Here is a 16,477-nt window from a genome sequence, read left to right as displayed (position 1 = left end):
ATCGCGGCGTGAGTGGTACGGAGCCGGGTGCCGGCGGCAGCACGGGCGGACGCGGGAGGCGCGTCGGGCGGCCCCGCGCACAGGCCCGCCCCGACAGCGGGCTCACCCCGCGGCAGGAACTGCTCGCCGCAGCGGGCGAACTCTTCACGACCCGCGGCTACACCGCCACCACCACACGGGCCGTCGCCGAACGGGCCGGCATGCGGCAGGCGACCATGTACCACTACGTCAGCGGCAAGGAAGAGCTGCTCGCGGAACTGCTGGAGGGCACGGTCACGCCGTCCCTCGCCCTCGCCGAATCCCTGCTGGCCGACCGGGAACGCCCCGCCGAGCGGCGGCTGTGGGAACTGTGCCGCGCAGACGTCGAGCTGCTGTGCGCCGGGCCCCACAACCTCGGCGCCCTCTACCTGCTGCCCGAGGTACGCGACGAACGGTTCGCCGCGTTCCGCTCCGCGCGGGGCCGGCTGCGGGGGGCCTACGCGGCCCTGCTGGCCGCGACCGCGGCGGGCGCCGCCCTTCCCCCGGACGACCTCGCCCTGCGCGCGGACCTGCTCTTCGCCCTGATCGAGGGCGTGATCCTCGCACCCCGCGCCCGCGCGGCCGCCGACTTTCCCGCCGCCACGGCGGACGCCGCGCTACGCCTCGCCGGCTGCGTCTCCGGCTGCCCCTGAGCTTGCCGGGTACGCCCCGTCCTGCCCCTCGCGGCGGGCACCGCGACCTTCCCCCGGTGGGGGTTGCGCGCGCAGTTCCCCGCGCCCCTTTCGCTCCGGGGTGCCCCTCGGGGCAGGTGTCGCGACCTTCCCCCGGTGGGGGCCAAGCGCGCAGTTCTCCCTCAGGCTCCGTGCGAGGGCACTCGTTTGTCAGGGGCGCGGGGAACTGCGCGACGAGCCACGACGGCGGGAAGAGCGCGAGGCCCACCGTAAGAGGCAGCCCGGAGCGGCCTCGGCTCAAGAAGCGGAGACGCGGCGGAAGAGGCGGAAGGCCGCGCCCAGCGCGAGCGCGGCGGCGAGGAAGAGCAGGGTGAACCAGCGGAAGTACCAGTGGCCGCCCGACGGGTCGTAGACGGCGGGGCGCGGCCACGCGAGGTTCACGGTCATCGCGAGGCCGTACACGAGGGCCGCGGCGTTGACCGGGACGCCCCAGCGGCCGAGCGAGAACGCGGGGGCGCCGGACTCGTCCGTCACCGGCGGGAGCGGCGCCCGCAGTCGCCGCAGCAGTTGCGGGCCGGTCACCATCGAGTACGCCAGGTACAGCATGACGATGCACGTCGTCCCGATCGCCAGCCACGCGTCCGGCGACGCGAACGCGATGAGCAGCAGCGCGGCGGAGAGGACGCCGACGACGAGTGCGGGCACGGCGGGCTGCCCGGTGCGCGGGGAGACCCGGGCGAGCGCGGGGGAGAGGGGCAGTGCCCGGTCCCGCGCCATGGAGAAGAGCATGCGGGTCGCGGACGTCTGGATGGCCAGCGTGGCGACGGCCACCGCGAGTGCCACGTCGCACAGCAGGACACGCCCGAGTCCGCCGCCGAGCCGGCTGGTGAGGACGTAGGACAGCCCGTCCGTGCCGAGCCGCCCGTCGGTGAGGCTGGGCGCGGCGAGCAGCGCGGCGAGGACCAGCAGGGAGGCGAGCACCCCGGCCGCGGCGAGCGCGGTGAGGATGGTGCGCGGCGCTACCCGCCGGGGATGCCGGGTCTCCTCGCTCATCTCGCCCGCGCTGTCGAAGCCGATCATCACGTACGCGGCCGCGAACGACCCGACCAGCAGGGCGGATCCGCCGCCCCCGCTGTGCACGGTGACGGACGGCGAGCGGTCGGCGTGCGTGAGCAGCAGAACGACGATGAGCACCGCGCCGACGATCTCGGCGGTGACGCCGACCCGGTTGACCACCGACATGACCTTGTTGTCCAGCAGGTTGACCGCGGTGGTGAGCGCGAGCAGGACGATGCCGAGCAGGGCCGCGTTCGCCGCGCCGTCCGACGACACCGGTGAGGTGTCCGTGCCGATGATCTGGAAGCCGGACCAGACGGCCGGCAGCACCACCTGGAGGGCGAGCGCGGCCGCGGCGACGACCACGATCTGCCCGAGCACCATGATCCAGCCCGCGTACCAGCCGAAGACGGCGTTGCTGAGCCGGCTCGACCACTGGTAGACGGCGCCGGAGATCGGGTAGCGGGCGGCGAGTTCGGCGAAGCACGCGGCGACGAGCAGCTGGCCGATCAGGACGGCGGGCCAGGTCCAGAAGAAGCGCGGGCCGCCGAAGGAGTACCCGAAGGCGAAGAACTGGAAGACGGTGGTCAGGACGGAGATGAAGGAGAAGCCGGCGGCGAAGGACGCGTAGCGGCCGAGGCTGCGGTGCAGTTCCTGGCGGTAGCCGAAGTCCGCGAGCCCGGCGGTGTCGCCGCCCGGACCGGTGGCGGCGGGTGCGGCCGGCCGCGGGTCCTGCGGCGGCCGCGCCTGGACGGCGGGCGGTCTGCTGGTGGTCATGGCCGGGCCCCCTGTCGGGTGGTGTCGTCCGGTGTTCCTGTCGAGCGACAGAAATTAGGCACGGGGTGTTTCCGCCGCATCACGCATCCGTGTCCGTCGCGGGCCGAAGTCCTCACGCGCCGCCGTCCGGTCGCGGGGCCGCCCACCGCAGGCCCTCTCCCGCCCGGCGGTGGGCGGCTACGCGCGCTGTACGCTGCTCCGAAATTCGCGATACATCGCCTTGCTCGCGACTGTCGGACGCGATATATTCGGCGCCGGATATACGGCAACGGGCAACGAGCAGTGACGGGGATGAACGCGGTGGCGAAACGGCGCAAGCTGTCCAACCCGCTGGCGCTGGCGGTCATGGTGTTTCTCGGCGAGCGGCCGATGCACCCGTACGAGATCGCCAGGCTGCTGCGGCAGCGCGGCAAGGAATCCAGCATCAAGATCAACTACGGCTCCCTCTACACGGTGGTCCAGAACCTGGAGAAGCACGGCTTCGTCGAGGTCGCGGGAGTCCAGCGGCAGGGCAACCGGCCCGAGCGGACGCTCTACGGCCTCACCGAGGAGGGCCGCACCGAGGCCCACGACTGGCTCGCGGACCTCGTCGCGGTGCCCGCGCAGGAGTACCCCGGCTTCGAGGCCGCGCTCTCCCTCATCGGCGCCCTGCACCCGGACGACGCCGCCGAACTGCTGGCCGAGCGCGCCGCGGCGCAGGAGGTGCAGGCCGCCGCGCTGCGCGGGGTGCTGGTCAAGCTGGGCGCCGAGCTGCCGCGGCTGTTCCTGATCGAGACCGAGTACCAGGCCCGTATGCGCGAGGCCGAGGCCGCCTGGATCCGTGAGCTGCTCGCCGAGGTGGCCGCGGGCCGGCTGTCCGGCCTGGACGAATGGCGCGCCTGGCACGACACGGGCGCCCCGCCGGAGGACTGGCAGCGCTTCGAAGAGCAGTACCGCGACGCGGAGGCCGAGGCCGACGCGGGCGCGGCTGGAGCACCCGGCGCCGCCCCCGCCGCACCGCCCCGCCCCACGACCGACGACCCGGAGGACACCCCCTCATGACCACCGCAGCGCCCGCCGTCGAGGCGGCCGGGCTCACCAAGACCTACCCCGGCGGGGTGACCGCCCTCGACGGCATGGGCGTCACCGTCGCCGCGGGCACCGTCTTCGGACTGCTCGGCCCCAACGGCGCCGGCAAGTCCACCACCGTCAAGATCCTCACCACGCTCGCCCGCCCGGACTCCGGCACCGCCCTGGTCGCCGGGCACGACGCGCTGCGCCACCCGGACCGGGTGCGGCGCGCCATCGGCGTCGTCGCCCAGAGGTCCGGCGCCGACCCGGTCGCCACCGGGCGGGAGAACCTGCTGCTCCAGGGGCGGCTGTACGGCATGCGCGGCCCCGCCCTCGCCCGCCGCGCCGACGAACTCCTCGACCGCTTCGACCTCGTGGAGGCCGGCGGGCGCCAGGTGCGGACGTACTCCGGCGGCATGCAGCGCCGGCTGGACGTGGCGCTCGGCCTCGTCCACCGCCCGCGGGTGCTCTTCCTCGACGAGCCGACAACCGGGCTGGACCCGGAGGCGCGCGGCGCGATGTGGGAGGAGATAGCCCGGCTGGCCGGTGACGAGGGCCTCACGATCCTGCTCACCACGCACTACCTGGAGGAGGCCGACCGGCTCGCCGAGCGCATCGCGATCGTCGACCGCGGCCGGGTCGTCGCCGAGGGCACCCCCGACGCGCTGAAGGGCGAACTGCGCGGCGACGCCGTCCATGTGGAACTGCGCGGCGCGCCCGGCGAGGTGGACGCCCGGCTGCTGGCCACCGCGCTCGGGGAGTTCACCGCGGTCCGCGACGTGACGGTCGAGGGCCGGCGGCTGAGCGCCCGCGCCGACGACGGACCCGCCGCCGTACCGCAGGTGCTGGCCGCGCTGGAGCAGCAGGGCGCGACGGTCGCCTCCGTCACGGTGGCCCGTCCCTCGCTCGACGACGTCTATCTGCGGTACGCGGGACGGCGGTTCGCCGACGCCGACGCGGGCGGCCGTCCGAAGGACGACGTCACCAGGGCAACAGGCGCGACGGACACGGGGGAGAAGGCCGCATGAGCACCGAAACCGCCTACCAGACCTGGTACATGACGCGGCGCCACCTCACGGCGATCATGCGGCAGCCGGTCGTCCTGGTCATCACGCTCGTCCAACCGGTCATCTGGCTCTTCCTGTTCGGCTCCCTCTTCCGCAGGGTCGTCGAGCTGCCCGGCTTCGGCGGCGGGTCCTACCTGGACTACCTGGTGCCCGGCGTCGTCGTGATGAGCGCGGTGTCCTCCAACATGTGGGCCGGGATGGGCACGTTGGAGGAGATCGAGCGCGGCACCCTCAACCGCTACCTGACCACACCGGTCAGCCGGGCGGCGCTGATGAACGCCAACGTCGTGCAGCAGGCCCTGACCACGGCCCTGCAGTCGGTGCTGATCGTCCTGCTCGGCAAGCTCGGCGGGGCCGACTACCCGGGCGGCGCGGCCGGACTGCTGGTGCTGCTGGCCGCCTCGGTGCTGCTCGGCACGGTGTTCGGTGCCGCGTCCAACGCGGTCGGCATGCTGGTGCGGCAGCGCGAGAGCATCATCGGCATCAACTCCTTCCTGCTGCTGCCGCTGACCTTCCTGTCCTCGGCGTTCATGGCGCCCGCGCTGATGCCGTCCTGGATGCGGCACGTCGCCGACGCCAACCCCGTCAACTGGGCCTTGGTCGCGGGCCGTTCGGCGATGGCGCAGCACCCCGACTGGGACGTGGTTCTCGGCCGGGGCGGTGCGCTGCTCGCCCTCGCGGTGGCGGCGGTGTGGCTGTCCACCCGCACCTTCCGCTCCTACCAGCGCTCGGTCTGAGACCGGGGGACGCGTGTGGGCGCGCCCGGTCGGCCGACCGGACGCGCCCACACGTTCCGCCGAGGCCGGCGCCCGTACGTTCCGTCGAAGCCGCTACGGGCGGCCGTCCGACTCCTGCTCGCGCTCCACCTCGGCGTTCCACTCCCGCTTGGACGACTGCCAGCCGTCCTCGTCCGCGCCGCGCCGCCAGTAGCCGGAGACCGACAGCCGCTCGCGCGGGACGCCCAGGTCCACCCGGACGAAGCGGCGCAGCTCCTTCACGAAGCCCGCCTCGCCGTGCACGAAGACCTGCACGTCGCCCTCGGGCACCGCCATCCGGGTGACGGCGGCGACCAGCGCCTCGCCGACCGGCCGCCCGCCGCGGTGCAGCCAGACCACCTCGATGTCGCCGGAACCGGAGCCCTCCAGCTTCTGCTCCTCCTCCGGGCCGGCCACCTCGACGAAGACCTTCGCGGGCGCGCCCGGCGGCAGTGCCTCGACGGCCGCCGCGATGGCCGGCAGCGCGCTCTCGTCGCCCGCCAGCAGATGCCAGTCGGCCGTCGGGTCGGGGGAGTAGGCGCCGCCGGGGCCCATGAAGTCGATGCCGTCGCCGGGCCGGGTGGCCGCCGCCCAGGGCCCCGCGAGGCCCTCGTCGCCGTGGTGCACGAAGTCCACGGTCATCTCGCCGGCCTCCGGATCCCAGGCCCGCACGGTGTACGTCCGGGTCCGGGGCCACTGCTCGCGCGGCAGGTCGCGGCGTACCGCCTCCATGTCCAGCGGCCGCGGGTACGCCACGCCCTCGGGCGGGAACACCAGCTTGACGTAGTGGTCGGTGAAGGCGCCGATGTCGGGCCGGTCGGCGGGATCGACGGCCAGCACCACGCGCACCATCCGCGGCGTGACCCTGCCGGTCCGCACCACCGTGGCGTGCCGTGCCCGCCGGCCCTTGGGTGCCGGTCGCTCTGCCATGGAAACCCGCTCTCTGCCGGAGATCGTGCTACTTAGGCAAGCCTAACCCGTGAGGCCGTCCGTGCCCCACCCGGATCTTCCGCCGCCCGGACTCAGATCCCCACCTTCTGCCGCTCGGGCTCGACGAGCGCGGCGACCCGCTCCGCGTCCCGCGCGTACGGCCGTCCGGTGTACTTCTCCGCCACCTCGTCCACGACCGCCCAGCCCGCGTCCCCGTCCAGCCACTCCACGACCCGCCCGCGGATGACCACCGGCTCGTACGGGTTGTCCGGCGACGTCAGCGAGATCGCGACCCTCGGGTCCCGTTGCAGGTTGCGGGCCTTGCGCGAGTCAGGTCCGGTGATGAAGACGATCCGGTCCCCGTGTGTCCCGATCCAGACCGGGACGGTGTGCGGCGAGCCGTCCGGCAGGACGGTGGCGAGATGCGCGATGGCGGTGCCGTCGAGCACCTGGCGGACATCGGGGTTCAGCATGGCAGTCGGCTCCTGACGTGTGACCGGTGAAGCGCCTGTGACCGGACACCGCTCCCGGCGGCCCCGGCGTACCACCATCCTGGACCGGATCGGCCCGGCGTGCGTCGACCCCCGGCATGCCGACACGGCGGCGGCCCCAGGCGTCAGTTTCCGGCGCCCCGAGGGGCGGTGAGCACCGGTCGGCCGCCCGCGAGCAGGCCGCTCGCACGCCGCCGGAGATTCCGCGTTCAGAAGGTGAAGGCCGTACGACCCCTTGACGTCCGTCGGGTGGCCTCGCTTCCATACCTTGTAGCCGGTGGGAGCGCTCCCATGGCTGAAGACGCAACCCCCCACACCACGAACCGAAGCGTTCCGTCCCCCCACCGAGAGGAAGCGCACCGTGGTTCCCTATCCGGATGTCCGGAGTCCGCTGAGAAGTCTGCGGCGGCTGCGCGTGCTCGTCGCGGCGGCCGTCGCCGCCGCGATGCTCGCCCTGCTGTCGATCGCGGGGCAGAGTCACGCCAGCGCCGCCCCGGTGCCGTCGGCGGCCGCCGCCGACGCGGGCAGCGGCTACTGGCACACCAGCGGCCGGCAGATCCTGGACTCGAACAACCAGGCGGTGCGCATCGCGGGCATCAACTGGTTCGGCTTCGAGACCAGCAACGAAGTGGTGCACGGCCTCTGGTCGCGCGACTACAAGAGCATGATCGACCAGATGAAGCAGCTCGGTTACAACACCATCCGGCTGCCCTACAGCGACGACATCTTCAAGGCCGGCGCGACCGCCAACAGCATCACCTTCTACAACATGAACACCGATCTGCAGGGCCTCAGCCCGCTGCAGATCATGGACAAGATCGTGAACTACGCGGGCTCCGTGGGCCTGCGGGTCATCCTGGACCGGCACCGTCCGGACTCCAGCGGGCAGTCGGCCCTCTGGTACACCAGCAGCGTTCCCGAGTCGACCTGGATCACCAACCTCAAGGCGCTCGCGACGCGTTACCAGAACAACACCGCCGTCGTCGGCATCGACCTGCACAACGAGCCGCACGACCCGGCCTGCTGGGGCTGCGGCGACACCACGATCGACTGGCGGCTGGCCGCCGAGCGCGCGGGCAACGCGATCCTGGGCGTCAACCCCAACCTGCTGATCTTCGTCGAGGGCATCCAGACCTTCAACGGCGTGTCCGGCTGGTGGGGCGGCAACCTGATGGGCGCCGGGCAGTACCCGGTCGAGCTGAACGTCGCCAACCGCGTCGTCTACTCCGCCCACGACTACGCCACCAGCGTCGCCCAGCAGACGTGGTTCACCGACCCGACCTTCCCGGCCAACATGCCGTCCGTGTGGTCGAAGTACTGGGGCTACCTCTTCGAGCAGAACATCGCCCCGGTGTGGGTCGGCGAGTTCGGCACGACCCTCCAGTCGACGATCGACCAGCAGTGGCTCAAGGCGCTGGTCAGCTACATGAAGCCGACCTCCGGAAACGGCGGCGACAGCTTCAGCTGGACGTTCTGGTCGTGGAACCCCGACTCCGGTGACACCGGCGGCATCCTCAAGGACGACTGGCAGACCGTCGACACCGTCAAGGACGGCTACCTGACCTCCATCAAGGCCCCGACCTTCGGCGGCTCCACGGGCGGTACCAACGGCGGCACCTCCTCGGGCACCTCCACCGGTACGTCCACCGGCACCTCGACGGGCACCTCGTCGGGTACGAGCACAGGTACGTCGACGGGCACCTCCACGGGGACGAGCACCGGCACGTCGACCGGCACCTCGTCCGGTACGACCAGCGGCACCACCGGCGGCAGCACCAACAAGGGCTGCACCGCCACGCTGCACGTCGACAACCAGTGGGACAGCGGCTTCACCGCCACCGTCACCGTGACCAACTCCGGCTCCGCGGCCACCTCGGGCTGGACCGTCAACTGGACGTGGCCCGGCAACCAGCAGGAGACCAGCGGCTGGAGCGCCACGATCACCCAGTCCGGCGCGCAGGTCACCGCGAAGAGCCTGAGCTACAACGGCGCGATCGCCCCGGCGGCGTCCACGAGCTTCGGCTTCCAGGGCACCTCCTCCGGCTCGGTCGGCTCCCCGGCGCTGAGCTGCACCGCCTCCTGACGCAGGGCTGACGCACCACCTCCGGGCAAGAAGCCGCCGGCGGGTCCCCGTAAGGGGGCCCGCCGGTGGCCGTTGCGGGCACGGGCGCGGGCGCGTCCGGCGCGCGGCCCGGCGCGGGGCGCCGCGACGCACCACGAGTCGCGGCGGCGGAGCCGTGCAGACCCCTAGGCATACCGACCGGTCGGTACTAGCCTCTGCCCACACTCCGTCACTCCGCGCGGGTTTCCGCATCCCCTGGAGGAGCCGCATGTCCGCCACCCCGACACCGTTCGACGCCGACAGACCCGGGCCGCAGTCCGCGGACCCCCGCCCCCGCACCCTCCTCGACCGGCTCCACCGCCGCGACCTGGCCGCGTACCCGGCGACCGGGCCGCGCATGGCGTACCTGGCCATCGTGGTGGTCACCACCGTCGTGCTCTACTACATGCTCTACATCCAGTACGCCGTGGCGACGTCGATCATCACGCACTTCGGCATGAGCTACCGCTACTTCGTGTGGGTCTCGGTGATCGGCAACGCCGCGGGCGCCTTCGCCTCGCTCGTCGCCGGGCTCGCCGACCGCTGGGGACGCGCCAACATGGTCGTCTACGGGCTGCTCGTCGCCTCGCTGCTGGTCTTCTTCGGACTGCCCAACGCCGGCGGCAAGGCCACCTACCTGGTGCTCTTCGCGCTCGTCAGCGTCATCGAGGGCATCGTGCTGGTCGCCACCCCCGCGCTGATCCGGGACTTCTCGCCGCAGCTGGGCAGGGCCACCGCGATGGGCGCGTGGACGATGGGCCCGGTCGTCGGCAGCCTCGTCGTCACCACCGTCACCAGCCAGACGCTGGACACCTCCAGCTGGCAGGACGAGCTGCGCTACTCCGCGATCGCCGGGCTCGTCGTCTTCGCCGTCGCGATCTTCGGGCTGCGTGAACTCTCCCCGGCGCTGCGCGACCAGATCATGGTATCGCTGCGCGACCGCACCCTGGTCGAGGCCCGCGCCAAGGGCCTCGACCAGGACGCGCTCGCCCGCCGCAGCCAGTGGCGGCAGATGCTGCGCCCGGCCGTCGCCGGACCGGCGCTCGGCATCGCGCTCTTCCTGCTGCTGTACTTCGCGGCGGTCGGCAACTTCGTCGTCTTCTTCGCCACCACCTACGGCTACAGCGAGCAGCGCGCCAACGCCGTCGCCAACTGGTACTGGGCCGCGAACGCGATCGCGCTGGTCGTCGTCGGGCTGCTGTCGGACCGGCTCAAGGTGCGCAAGCCGTTCATGGTCGCCGGGGCGGTCGGCTCGATCGTCGTGACGGCGCTCTTCGCGACCCGGGCCACGCATCCGGAAACCGGCTACTACACCTTCGCCTGGCTCTTCGTCGGTATCGGCGTCTTCAGCGGGGTGGCCTACGGCCCGTGGATGGCGGGCTTCACCGAGACCGTCGAGAAGCACAACCCGGCGGCGACCGCCACCGGGCTCGCCGTGTGGGGGTGGACGGTACGGATCGTCGTCGCCGTCTCCTCCGCGCTCATCCCGGTGCTGGTCACCTCCGTCACGCCGCTCGTCGAGCACGGTCCGCAGGTGACCGCCGCGCAGGCGCAGGGCGGGCCGGCGCTGGCCGTCGTGCGGGCGCACCCGCAGATCTTCGCCGAACTCGGCAAGTACCCGCCGGGCAAGGCGCCCGCGGACGTCACCGCCCGGGCGGTCCAGGAGGTCGGGCCCGCCGATCTCGCGGTCGTCCAGAAGGCACAGCCGCAGCTCGCGGTGCTCCAGCAGTACGGCACGAAGGTCCAGAAGGCCGCGCACGACGGCCCCGGGCAGTGGCGCACCTGGTGGTGGATCTGCGTGGGCGGACAGGTGCTCTTCCTGCCCTTCGTGTTCCTGATGTCGGGCCGCTGGAGTCCGCGCCGGGCCCGCGACGACGCCCGCGCCCACGAAGCCGCGGTCGCGGCGGAACTCGCCACCTTGAGCTGATCCCTGCGCAGTCCCCGCGCCCCTGAAAACGCTTGCCTCGCCCGGAGAACCGGCGCCCGTCCGGGGCTCGCGTCAGCCGCGCAGGGCAACACACCAGGGGCGCGGGGAACTGCGCGACCAGCCACCCACTCGGCGCGAGGTCCGGGGCCACCGGATGCGGCAGCCCGGGGGGCGCCGGGCGCCCGTGTCAACCGAGGCGAGGTAATCAAGGCGTCAAGCCCGTCGGCAGGCTATTGTGCGGCCACATGACCGAACGTCCGTTTGAGGCCCTGGGGTTGAGCCCGGACGCGGACCGGGCTTACTCCCTGCTGGTGTCCACCCGGGGCGTCGCCGCAGCCGAACTCGCCCGGCAGATGGCGGTGTCGGCGGACCGGGGCCAGGCGGCGTGCGGGGAGCTCGCGGCCCGTGGCCTGGCCCGCCGGGGCCGCGACGGGCGGTGGTACCCCGTACCGCCGCACGCCGGTTTCCGTCCGCTGCTGTCGCACGCGCAGGAACAGCTGCGGCTGGGACGGGAGTTACTCGACCGGCTGGACGCGGAGTACCAGCGCGTCCACGAGGGGTACCGGGCCGACGAGGCCGTGCAGGTCGTCGCGGGGCACGCGGCCATCGGGCGGCGGGTCGCGGAGGTGCAGGGCGCGGCGGCGCGCGAGATCACCGCCTTCGTGCCGGGCGCGGCGGTGGCGCCGCGCGGGGCGGTGCCGGCCGGGGTGCGGCGCCGGGTGGTGTTCGAACGGGCGGGGCTGGAGGCGGCGGGCGCGTTCGGGCCGCCGGGCGATCCGCTGACGACGGGCCGGGTGACGGGGCGGCTGCCGGCCCGGCTGGAGGTCGTGGACGCCGAGGTCGCCCTGATGCCGCCGCCCGAGGCGGCGGGCCCGGAGCCGGTGCTGCTGGTGGTGCTGGCCGGTCCGCTGCTGGGCGCGCTGACCGCGCTGTTCGACGCGGTGTGGGCGGGCAGTGTCCCGCTGGGCCGCCGTCCGGACGTCCAGCAGCCGCGCAGCGCCCTGCGGTTGCGGGTGCTGGGGATGCTGGTGAGCGGCAGTACGGACGCGGCGATGGCCCGCTCGCTGGGGGTGGCGGTGCGCACCGTGCAGCGCCATGTGGCGGCGATGCAGCGCGAGGCGGGCGTCGACAACCGGGTCCAGCTGGTGTGGCACGCGGCCCGGAACGGCTGGCTGGACGAACTCCCGGCGGGCTTTCCGGAAGGGCGTCCGGAGGGCCACGGGGAAGGAAACGTACGGCGTCCGTCCGGATGACGGGAATGCGACTCCGCACAGCGGGGCAAGTGGTGTCAGGTATTCGTCAACCGTTTGACGAATCCTTGGTGCACCTGAGGCACATGTATACGCCAGCGGTCCGAACGGCCGTGACCCCCGCGACGCACCCTGCCGCGTGAGGTCCCACCTGCCCCAGGGAGACCCCCCTTGCGCATACCCGTTCTCAGACGCAGCCGCCGCACCGCAGGTGTGGTGGCATCCCTCGCGACGGCCGCCCTCGCGGTCGTCGGCCTCCAGATACCGGCCGCGGCCCCCGCTTCCGCGGCCCCCTCGCAGAAGCCGGACGTCGTGCGGCAGTGCGACACCCCCGAGCCCGGGCACGCCTCCTGTCTGGCGTTGCGCAGGACGGATGTCGCCGCCAAGAAGGGCGTCCAGCCGCACGCCGCCACCCCGTCCGGATTCGGCGCCACCGACCTGCAGAGCGCGTACGCGCTGCCGGCCGACGGCGGCGCGGGCCAGACCGTCGCGATCGTCGACGCCTACGACGACCCGACCGCGGAGGCCGACCTCGCCGTCTACCGCGCGCAGTACGGGCTGCCGCCGTGCACCAGCGACAACGGCTGCTTCAGCAAGGTGAGCCAGCGCGGCGGGGACGACCTGCCGACGGCCGACCCCGACTGGTCCGGCGAGATCAGCCTCGACCTGGACATGGTGTCCGCGGCCGCGCCGCTGGCCCACATCCTGCTCGTCGAGGCGGACTCCTCCTACGTCGACGACCTGGGCGCCTCGGTGGACACCGCGGTCGCGCTCGGCGCCAAGTACGTCTCCAACTCCTACGGCACGGGCTACGACACCACGCCCGGCAGCGGCGAGGACCCGTCGGAGACCACGGACCTGGACCCGTACTACAACCACCCCGGTGTCGCGGTCGTCGCCTCCAGCGGTGACGACGGCTACGGCGTCAGCTACCCGGCGTCCTCCCAGTACGTCACCTCGGTCGGCGGCACCTCGCTGACGGCGGACGCGGGCAGCGCGCGCGGCTGGAGCGAGTCGGTGTGGAACAACGCGTACGGCGGCCCGGGATCCGGCTGCTCGCTGTACGAGCCCAAGCCGGCCTTCCAGACCGACACCGCGTGCGACATGCGGTCGGTGGCCGACGTCGCGGCGGTCGCCGACCCGGTGACCGGCGTCTCCGTTTACCAGACCTTCGGTGGCGGCGGCTGGGCGGTCTACGGCGGCACCAGCGCCTCCTCCCCGCTCATCGCGGGCGTGTACGCGGCGGCCGGCACCCCCGGCGCCGACACGTACCCCAACTCCTACCCGTACGCCCACCCGGGCGCGCTCAACGACGTGACCGAGGGCGACAACGGCTCCTGCACCCCGGCCGCGCTGTGCACCGCCGGGCCCGGCTACGACGGCCCGACCGGTCTCGGCACGCCCAACGGCCTGGCCGCCTTCTCCAGCGGCCCGCACGGTGTCGTCTCCGGCACCGTCACCGACCACGGCACCGGCGCACCGCTGGCCGGCGCGAAGGTGACCGTCGGCGACTCCGCGGCCACCACCGCCGCGGACGGCACCTACAAGCTGGACGTCGCGCCCGGCACGTACGACGTGACGGCCGCCGCCTACGGTTACCGCAGCGGCAGCGCGAGCGGTGTCGAGGTCGCCGACGGCGGCACCGTCACCGAGTCGTTCGCCCTGGACGCGGTGCCGACCCGCACCGTCACCGGCCGCGTCACGGACGGCTCAGGGCACGGCTGGCCGCTGTACGCCGCCATCACCGCCCAGGGCGTGCCCGGCAGCGCGGTCTACACCGACCCCGCCACCGGCGCGTACTCGCTGACGCTGCCGCAGGACAGCACGTACACCCTGCACGTCACGTCCAACTACCCGGGCTACCGGCCGGTGGACAAGGCCGTCGCGGTCGGTGAGGCCGACCAGTCGGTCAACATCGCGGTGCCGGTGGAGAGTTCGTCGACCGACGCGCCCGGCTACACCGTCCACCTGAACGGTGCCACCGAGCCCTTCACCTCGACCACCGCCGCCCCCGACGGCTGGAGCGTCGCCAACGCCGACGGCGCCACCGGCGGCTGGGTCTTCAACGACCCCGGCAAGCGCGGCAACCGCACCGGCGGCGAGGGCGGCTTCGCGATCATCGACAGCGACAACCTCGGCCAGGGCCTGCACCAGGACACCTCGCTGCTCTCGCCGTCGTACGACCTGAGCGGCAACACCGACCCGCTGCTCGCCTTCGACACCGACTACCGCGAGTACTCCAGCTCCACCGCGAGCGTGGACGTCTCCGGGGACGGCGGCACCACCTGGACCAGCGTGTGGAAGCAGACCACCACGTCGGTGTCCGGCAAGCACATCGAGATCCCGCTGAGCGACTACGCGGGCAAGAGCGACGTCCGGCTGCGCTTCCACTACACCGGCAGCTGGGCCTACTGGTGGCAGCTCGACAACGTCTTCGTCGGCAAGCGCTCCTTCGACCCGGTGCCCGGCGGCCTCGTCGTCGGCAACGTCAAGGACGCCAACACCAAGGACGGCGTCTCCGGCGCCACCGTCACCAGCACCGACAACCCGGCCGACCACGCCACCACGGTCGCCACGCCGAACGACCCGAACCTCGGCGACGGCTTCTACTGGTTCTTCTCGCACGCCACCGGCAAGCACCCGGTGAGCGCGGCCGCGTCGCACTACGCCACCGCCACGGCCACCGTGACCGTGCCGGCCGACGGCGCCGTGCAGCGCGACCTCACGCTCAAGGCGGGCCGCATCAAGGTCACGCCCGCCTCGGTGGACAAGACCGTCGCCTGGGGCAAGAGCACCTCCCAGGTCGTCACCGTCAAGAACACCGGCACCGCGCCGGCCACCGTCAAGCTCGGTGAGAACCCCGGCGGCTTCACCGCCCAGAAGGCGGGCGCGCCGCTCAACCTCGTCAAGGGCAGCTACTCGCCGCACTCGCTCGCCGGACAGCACACGGCGGGTGCCAAGGCCGTCGAGCCCGCGGTGGACCCCGCGGCCGGCGACGCCTGGAACGCCCTGCCCGACCTGCCCGTCACCACGGGCGACAACGCGGTCTTCACGTACAACGGGACCGTCTACTCGGCGTTCGGCTACACCGGACTGAACGACACCAGCGACCTGTACGCGTACAGCGCGGACAGCGGCGCCTGGACCAAGCTGGCCCCCGCGGCCGACACCCGTGAGTCCCCGGCGCACGGTGTGATCGGCGACAAGCTCTACGCGGTGGGCGGCTGGGGCGCCGACGGCGACCCGGACGCCAAGCTGGAGATCTACGACCCCGCCGCCAACAGCTGGAGCACCGGCGCCAGTTCGCCCAAGCCGTACGCCGGCGCGGGCAGCGCGGTGCTCGGCGGCAAGCTCTACTCGGTCGGCGGCTGCACCGGCACCGCGTGCGGCACCACCGACGTGACCGCGTACGACGCGGCGTCCGACACCTGGACGCAGCTCGCGGCCTACCCCGAGCCGGTGGCCTGGGAGGCCTGCGGCGGCGTCGGCGGCAAGCTCTACTGCTCCGGCGGCACCACCGACGCGGGCGAGATCACGCACGCCTACGTCTACGACCCGGCGGCCGACTCCTGGTCGCCGATCGCCGACCAGCCCACCGACGCGTGGGGCACCTCCTACACCGCCGCCAACGGCCTGCTGCTCATCAAGGGCGGCGCCGTCGACGCCAGCAGCTCGCTGACCAACCAGGCCTGGGCCTACCAGCCGAACGACAACACCTGGACGGCGCTGCCGAACGCCACCGCCTCGCTCTACCGCGGCGGCGGCAGCACCGGCTTCTACGCCGTCGGCGGGCTCGCGGGCCAGGTGCCCGCGAAGAACGCGGAGGTGCTGCCCGGCTACGACCAGGTCGACAGCGCGGACGTCGACTGGCTGACCGAGAGCGCCACCACGCTCACCCTCGCGCCGGGCGCCAGTGCCACGGTGACCCTCGGCCTGGACGCGTCCGTGCCCGAGATCACCCAGCCCGGCACCCTCACCGCCTCGCTCGGCGTCACGAGCGACACGCCGTACCCGGTGCCCGCGGTCGGCGTGAGCTTCACCGTCAAGCCCCCGGCGACCTGGGGCAAGATCACCGGCACGGTGTCCTCCGGCGGTACGCCGCTGGCCGGCGCCACCGTCCAGATCAACACCTGGGCCACCCACTACACCCTCAAGACCACCAAGGAGGGCACCTACTCGCTCTGGCTCGACGTGCGCAACAACCCCTTGCAGCTGATCGTCGCCAAGGACGGCTACCAGCCGACCACGACGACGCTCCGCATCACCAAGGGCGCGACGACCACGAGCAACTTCTCCCTCCTGAAGGACTGACCCCGCAACCCGTGGTGGGGCCCCGCCCCGCCCGGGCCCCCCCCCCCCGGGCCCCGGGGGCCCCCGGCGCCCCCCGCCGCAGCCGCGCGGCAGTCGCGGCGCACACGGCCCC

General features: G+C 73.0%; 11 protein-coding genes. 8 read left to right on the top strand and 3 right to left on the bottom strand.

Annotated features, from left to right (window positions below):
* The first annotated feature begins 8 nt into the window (after positions 1 to 8).
* Positions 9 to 671, top strand: coding sequence for a TetR/AcrR family transcriptional regulator (locus tag ACH4PY_RS14050; protein WP_398180636.1), 663 nt, complete (start codon positions 9 to 11; stop codon positions 669 to 671).
* A 276-nt stretch (positions 672 to 947) separates the two neighbouring features.
* Here the strand turns inward: ACH4PY_RS14050 and ACH4PY_RS14045 are convergent, their stop codons facing one another.
* The gene (locus ACH4PY_RS14045; protein WP_398180633.1) at positions 948 to 2,483 is read right to left on the bottom strand and encodes an amino acid permease; all 1,536 of its coding nucleotides are present in this window, start codon (positions 2,481 to 2,483) and stop codon (positions 948 to 950) included.
* 291 nt (positions 2,484 to 2,774) lie between these two features.
* Here ACH4PY_RS14045 and ACH4PY_RS14040 point away from each other — a divergent pair, with 291 nt between their 5' ends.
* The 3 genes from ACH4PY_RS14040 to ACH4PY_RS14030 are packed head-to-tail and all read left to right on the top strand — an operon-like array spanning position 2,775 to position 5,337.
* A complete protein-coding gene (locus tag ACH4PY_RS14040; protein ID WP_398180630.1) occupies positions 2,775 to 3,524 on the top strand; it encodes a PadR family transcriptional regulator in 750 nt (249 codons plus the stop codon).
* Positions 3,521 to 4,561: an ATP-binding cassette domain-containing protein gene (locus tag ACH4PY_RS14035; RefSeq protein WP_398180627.1), complete on the top strand. Its 1,041-nt coding sequence runs from the start codon at positions 3,521 to 3,523 to the stop codon at positions 4,559 to 4,561. The genes ACH4PY_RS14040 and ACH4PY_RS14035 overlap by 4 nt, the downstream gene beginning before the upstream one ends.
* Positions 4,558 to 5,337 (top strand): ABC transporter permease, encoded by a 780-nt coding sequence (locus tag ACH4PY_RS14030; protein WP_398180624.1) that lies wholly within the window; start codon positions 4,558 to 4,560, stop codon positions 5,335 to 5,337. The genes ACH4PY_RS14035 and ACH4PY_RS14030 overlap by 4 nt, the downstream gene beginning before the upstream one ends.
* Positions 5,338 to 5,430: 93 nt before the next feature.
* Here ACH4PY_RS14030 and ACH4PY_RS14025 read toward each other — a convergent pair whose 3' ends face one another.
* Positions 5,431 to 6,285: a siderophore-interacting protein gene (locus ACH4PY_RS14025; protein ID WP_398180621.1), complete on the bottom strand. Its 855-nt coding sequence runs from the start codon at positions 6,283 to 6,285 to the stop codon at positions 5,431 to 5,433.
* Between the two features lie 92 nt (positions 6,286 to 6,377).
* Positions 6,378 to 6,758 (bottom strand): PPOX class F420-dependent oxidoreductase, encoded by a 381-nt coding sequence (locus ACH4PY_RS14020; protein ID WP_398180617.1) that lies wholly within the window; start codon positions 6,756 to 6,758, stop codon positions 6,378 to 6,380.
* Between the two features lie 463 nt (positions 6,759 to 7,221).
* Here ACH4PY_RS14020 and ACH4PY_RS14015 point away from each other — a divergent pair, with 463 nt between their 5' ends.
* The 4 genes from ACH4PY_RS14015 (at position 7,222) to ACH4PY_RS14000 (ending at position 16,365) form a co-directional block, all read left to right on the top strand.
* The gene (locus ACH4PY_RS14015) at positions 7,222 to 8,859 is read left to right on the top strand and encodes a cellulase family glycosylhydrolase (RefSeq protein ID WP_398180887.1); all 1,638 of its coding nucleotides are present in this window, start codon (positions 7,222 to 7,224) and stop codon (positions 8,857 to 8,859) included.
* A 247-nt stretch (positions 8,860 to 9,106) separates the two neighbouring features.
* On the top strand, positions 9,107 to 10,804 hold the full coding sequence (locus ACH4PY_RS14010) for an MFS transporter (RefSeq protein WP_398180614.1): 1,698 nt from the start codon (positions 9,107 to 9,109) through the stop codon (positions 10,802 to 10,804).
* A gap of 245 nt (positions 10,805 to 11,049) precedes the next feature.
* Complete coding sequence (locus ACH4PY_RS14005; RefSeq protein WP_398180611.1) at positions 11,050 to 12,057, top strand: LuxR C-terminal-related transcriptional regulator; 1,008 nt, start codon at positions 11,050 to 11,052, stop codon at positions 12,055 to 12,057.
* A gap of 168 nt (positions 12,058 to 12,225) precedes the next feature.
* Positions 12,226 to 16,365 carry a carboxypeptidase regulatory-like domain-containing protein gene (locus ACH4PY_RS14000; protein WP_398180608.1) on the top strand — a complete coding sequence of 1,380 codons (4,140 nt, stop codon included), beginning with the start codon at positions 12,226 to 12,228 and terminating at the stop codon, positions 16,363 to 16,365.
* Positions 16,366 to 16,477: the final 112 nt, after the last annotated feature.

Origin of the sequence: Streptomyces sp. NPDC021224 (genome assembly GCF_044332905.1) — a bacterium.
Lineage (GTDB): Bacteria > Actinomycetota > Actinomycetes > Streptomycetales > Streptomycetaceae > Actinacidiphila.
The sequence above is the reverse complement of the archived record's forward strand: the minus strand, read 5'-3'. Positions and strand labels throughout refer to the sequence as shown.

Bases quoted from the DNA above. Each gene is read 5' to 3' on its own strand.
- ACH4PY_RS14045 (WP_398180633.1), bottom strand. From the start codon at position 2,483: ATGACCACCAGCAGACCGCCCGCCGTCCAGGCGCGGCCGCCGCAGGAC.
- ACH4PY_RS14040 (WP_398180630.1), top strand. From the start codon at position 2,775: ATGAACGCGGTGGCGAAACGGCGCAAGCTGTCCAACCCGCTGGCGCTG.
- ACH4PY_RS14035 (WP_398180627.1), top strand. From the start codon at position 3,521: ATGACCACCGCAGCGCCCGCCGTCGAGGCGGCCGGGCTCACCAAGACC.
- ACH4PY_RS14030 (WP_398180624.1), top strand. From the start codon at position 4,558: ATGAGCACCGAAACCGCCTACCAGACCTGGTACATGACGCGGCGCCAC.
- ACH4PY_RS14025 (WP_398180621.1), bottom strand. From the start codon at position 6,285: ATGGCAGAGCGACCGGCACCCAAGGGCCGGCGGGCACGGCACGCCACG.
- ACH4PY_RS14020 (WP_398180617.1), bottom strand. From the start codon at position 6,758: ATGCTGAACCCCGATGTCCGCCAGGTGCTCGACGGCACCGCCATCGCG.
- ACH4PY_RS14015 (WP_398180887.1), top strand. From the start codon at position 7,222: ATGCTCGCCCTGCTGTCGATCGCGGGGCAGAGTCACGCCAGCGCCGCC.
- ACH4PY_RS14010 (WP_398180614.1), top strand. From the start codon at position 9,107: ATGTCCGCCACCCCGACACCGTTCGACGCCGACAGACCCGGGCCGCAG.
- ACH4PY_RS14005 (WP_398180611.1), top strand. From the start codon at position 11,050: ATGACCGAACGTCCGTTTGAGGCCCTGGGGTTGAGCCCGGACGCGGAC.